Source organism: Komagataeibacter kakiaceti JCM 25156 (genome assembly GCF_000613305.1).
This window is the reverse complement of record NZ_BAIO01000209.1, coordinates 1-3866: the sequence shown is the minus strand read 5'-3', so window position 1 is coordinate 3866 and position 3866 is coordinate 1. Positions and strand designations below refer to the sequence as shown.

Genomic DNA, 3866 nt, shown 5'->3' with positions numbered 1-3866 from the left:
CGCGGCTCGACATACACGCTGGTCAGGATGGACAGGGCGACGGGATTGAGCATGGAGCCGCCGATTCCCTGCACCGCGCGGGCCACGACCAGCATGTCCACGCTGCGCGCCAGCCCGCACAGGGCGGACCCCACGCAGAACAGGGAAATGCCCAGCAGGAACATCCGCCGCCGCCCGAACCGGTCCGCCAGCGAACCGACCAGCAGCATGAGGCTGGCCACCATCAGCGTATAGGCGTCCACCACCCATTGCAGGGTGGAAAAACTGCCGTGCATCTGGGCGCGGATGGACGGCAGGACGACGTTGACCACCGTCACATCCATCATGACCAGCAGAAGGCTCAGGCAGCACGTACCCAGCACGATGCGCGGATGAACCGAGGAAGGAGTGGGTGTTACCATGCGCGATCGCCCCTGATCCTGCCAGACTGCCCCACCATGCGGGACGAATCCGGTTTCCAGTCAAGCCTGGAAATGTTTTTGATGGAGGGCGATCTGGAGCGGGCGAAGGGAATCGAACCCTCCTCAGAAGCTTGGAAGGCTACTGCATTACCACTATGCTACGCCCGCTCATAAGGTTGCCAGACCTATACCGGTTCAGCCCCGCCCGTTGCAAGCCCATAAACCGTACCGGCCGGTCAAAGATGTAAAACTTGCATTTTTATGTCCTGCCCCCTTGACTTTGGACGCGAGTCATACTTTTTTCCGCTTCCTGTGCCGGGTTCGCATGGAGGCCCCGAAACGGCGTGACACTGTTCGCGCCACAAGGTTTCGGGTATTCGCAGGCGGCTTTGCAGGGGTGTAGCTCAATTGGCTAGAGCGCCGGTCTCCAAAACCGGAGGTTGCGGGTTCGAGACCCTCCACCCCTGCCATTCTCCGGTCGGGCATTCCCCTTCCGGCCTGGCACCCGATGGGTCGGGCCACAATGGTCCGCACCGGTTCTAAGGCCCCGCGCCGGCTGGATTTTCCGGTTGGCGCGCCGCGGCGTTGCAGGAAGGGTATTTCGTGTCGGTCGGTCCCGCGAAATTTGTTGAAGATGTCCGTGCAGAGGCCAGAAAGATTACATGGCCAACGCGACGCGCCACCCTCATGACAACGGGTGCGGTGCTGGCCATGGCCGGTTTTGCCTCGATTTTCTTCTTCCTCGTCGACGAGGTGATCGGCCTTGGCGTGCGGAAACTCTTCGGACTGGGAGGCTGAGTTCAGCCATGGCCAAGCGGTGGTATGTCATCCACGTCTATTCGGGCTTCGAGAAAAAGATAGCCCAGCACATCAAGGAACAGGCGGCCCAGAAGGGGCTGGCCGACCATTTTGGTGAAATCCTCGTCCCCTCGGAAGAGGTGACCGAGGTGCGGCGTGGCCAGAAGGTCAATTCCGAGCGCAAGTTCTTCCCCGGCTACGTGCTGGTCAACATGGAACTGACGGACGAGGCCTGGCATCTCGTCAAGGACACGCCCAAGGTCACCGGCTTCCTGGGCACCAAGACCCGTCCTTCGCCCATCCCCAAGGTGGAAGCCGAACGGATCATGAAGCAGGCGCAGGAAGGCGTGGAACGGGTCCGTCCCTCCGTCACGTTCGAAGTGGGCGAGCAGATCCGCGTGGCCGACGGGCCATTCACCTCCTTCAACGGCACGATCGAGGAAGTGGACGAGGAACGTGGCCGCCTGAAGGTCAGCGTCTCCATCTTCGGCCGCTCCACGCCGGTCGATCTGGAATACAACCAGGTCGAGAAGGTCTGATCCCTTCCGGCTTACGGTTTAAAGGCACCTTCGGGTGCCTTTTTTATTGGGGCCGCGTTAATGGTAGGAAGGCGGCCCGCACGCGGGCACGCCCGCGTGTTCAGTCATGATGGGGCTGGGGTGCGGGCGGTAGCAGCACAAGCTGCTGCGCGGCCATGTCCGCCACCTGCCCGGTCAACTGGCTCAGCGCCGCCACCATGGCGCGCGTGCCCGAACCCGTGGGGGCGGCACTCAGCGCCAGCGGCACGGACAGCGCATGATCGGGATCACCGGCCCGGTGGACGGACAGGCTGCCCGACAGATGCACAAGCCCCGCACCGTCGCGCGCGAAGCGGGTGATCTCGACCTCCACGAACGCCTGCGCCGGAACGGTTGTCGCATCGTTCTGGGCAAACACGGTCCGCCCCGGCAGGCGCTGCTGCAGGTCGGTGGACAGGACGTGGCCAAGCATGGGGGCCAGAGGCTCGCTCCACGCTGCGGCGGGCAGGGTGGACAGGCTGTAATCGTCCTGCACGCCCACGATGTTCTGCCGGTCCAGCGAGGGAGAGACACCGGGCATCCGCACCTCGATCACGCCCGGGGCCTGCGCGCTGTCGGTCATGGACTGCGTGGTGGGCACGGGGGCCAGCGAATACAGCGCCGGATCGGACGACCCGCAGCCCCCCAGCGCGAGCAGCGCCGCCGCCGCCATGGACATCGGGACGGAGAAGCCACGCGCCGGATGACCGGAAACAGGGCGTTTGAAACGGTCTTCAGGGGACCGGAAGGGGCGGTGCATGGTCTTATCGTCCCGTAATCAGAGCCGAGGGGTGATGGGTCAGGAAATCCGACAGGAAGCGCAGCGAGCGCGCCGCGTCGTTGAGCTGCAGCATCATCTGCTGGAGGTTGCGCTGGAAGTCGGTATCCCCGCCATAGCTGGACAGGACCGAATTCGCGTTCTTGAGCGTCTTGTCCATTCCGGTCAGCAACTGGGGCATCTCGGTACGGGCGTCGCGGGATATGACCTGAAGGTTCTGGAGCGAACTGCGCAGGGCGGTCAGCGCCTCCTTCGTATCGGGGCTGTTGATCCGCGCATCGGCATGGGCCAGCAGGCTGTTCAGATTTTCACCCACCTGCGTCAGCGGCATGGCGGCAAGCTTGTCACCAATGACGGACAGCGAGTCCATGATACCGGCCATGCCCCCGCCCTGCCCCGGCAGCACCAGGGCGTTGTCTTCCATCGTGATCTCGGCAGGCTTGGCGTTCCTGACGAAAAGCAGCGCGATTTCGGATTCGCCGGTCAGCATGCTGGTGCTCTGCACGGAAGCCCGCAGCCCTGCCGCCACCTGCCTGCGCAACAGGTCGGCCATGGCGTCCGGCGGCACCTCGCGGTTATCCAGCACGCGTTCAGGCTGGAGTTCCATGGCCACGCGCACATGCGCCTTTCCCGTCACGGGATCGACCTGCAACCTGACATCATCAATCATGCCGACCTGAATGCCGAACATGGTCAGCCGCCCGCCGCGCGTCAGCCCGGAAACGGAGCTGGTCAGGTAGGTGACAAGCGGAATCCGCTGGCGGTACCCCGCGCTATTGGCTTCCTCCGCGCTGTCATACAGGCGGAAGGTGGTCTGCGTGCCGGCATTTTCGGGCAGGGTATTCTTCTCGTTACGCGCATCGGGCGGGTCAAACGCCACGCCACCGGACAGAAGCGCCTGAAGCGACTGGAGCTTGACCTTCAGCCCGCCGGGGCCAAGCCCCACCTGCACGCCCGACACGTTCCAGAACCGCGTATCGGTGCGCAGGTAATGATCATACGGGGCCTGCACGAAAATCTGCACGCGGATCGGGCCGCGCCCTTCAGGGGGCATGGTATAGCCCAGCACTTCCCCCACCACGACATCACGGAAGAAGATCGGCGCCCCCTGCCCCAGTGAACCGAGGGATTGCGTGATCAGCGTATAGGTATGGCCCGGCTGGTCCGAGCGCACGCCGGGGGGGGATTCCAGCCCGGTGAACCGCGTCGTGTAGCGGCCGCCCGGCTCCCCGGCGTCCATGGCGATGTACGCACCGGACATGACGGTTTCCAGCCCGGTCACGCTGCGCCGTTGATGCGCGGACGCACCACCCAGAAGCGGGCGCGGTCGGT

4 protein-coding genes, 2 tRNA genes and 1 pseudogene are annotated in these 3866 nt (G+C 64.2%); 3 read left to right on the top strand and 4 right to left on the bottom strand.

The genetic code is table 11. The annotated features are described in order from the left end of the window. Together JCM25156_RS23545 and JCM25156_RS10770 are read right to left on the bottom strand one after the other, a co-directional pair. A partial coding sequence (locus JCM25156_RS23545; protein ID WP_034959367.1) for an MFS transporter occupies positions 1 to 401 on the bottom strand: 401 nt, incomplete at its 3' end. Positions 402 to 495: 94 nt separating this feature from the next. Continuing rightward, a tRNA-Gly gene (locus JCM25156_RS10770) sits at positions 496 to 569 on the bottom strand. A gap of 225 nt (positions 570 to 794) precedes the next feature. Here JCM25156_RS10770 and JCM25156_RS10765 point away from each other — a divergent pair. The 3 genes from JCM25156_RS10765 (at position 795) to nusG (ending at position 1738) form a co-directional block, all read left to right on the top strand. Further along, a tRNA-Trp gene (locus tag JCM25156_RS10765) sits at positions 795 to 871 on the top strand. 133 nt (positions 872 to 1004) lie between these two features. Next, the gene (gene secE / locus JCM25156_RS10760; RefSeq protein WP_025813082.1) at positions 1005 to 1199 is read left to right on the top strand and encodes a preprotein translocase subunit SecE; all 195 of its coding nucleotides are present in this window, start codon (positions 1005 to 1007) and stop codon (positions 1197 to 1199) included. Positions 1200 to 1207: 8 nt separating this feature from the next. Then, positions 1208 to 1738, top strand: a complete 531-nt coding sequence (gene nusG / locus JCM25156_RS10755) for a transcription termination/antitermination protein NusG (protein ID WP_025813081.1) — start codon at positions 1208 to 1210, stop codon at positions 1736 to 1738. Positions 1739 to 1838: 100 nt separating this feature from the next. Here the strand turns inward: nusG and JCM25156_RS23540 are convergent, their stop codons facing one another. Both JCM25156_RS23540 and JCM25156_RS23535 read right to left on the bottom strand, forming a co-directional pair. After that, a complete protein-coding gene (locus JCM25156_RS23540) occupies positions 1839 to 2516 on the bottom strand; it encodes a PqiC family protein (protein WP_025813080.1) in 678 nt (225 codons plus the stop codon). A 4-nt stretch (positions 2517 to 2520) separates the two neighbouring features. Further along, positions 2521 to 3866, bottom strand: a pseudogene (locus tag JCM25156_RS23535) (PqiB family protein); the annotation flags it as partial.

Bases quoted from the DNA above. Each gene is read 5' to 3' on its own strand.
- nusG (WP_025813081.1), top strand. From the start codon at position 1,208: ATGGCCAAGCGGTGGTATGTCATCCACGTCTATTCGGGCTTCGAGAAA.
- JCM25156_RS23540 (WP_025813080.1), bottom strand. From the start codon at position 2,516: ATGCACCGCCCCTTCCGGTCCCCTGAAGACCGTTTCAAACGCCCTGTT.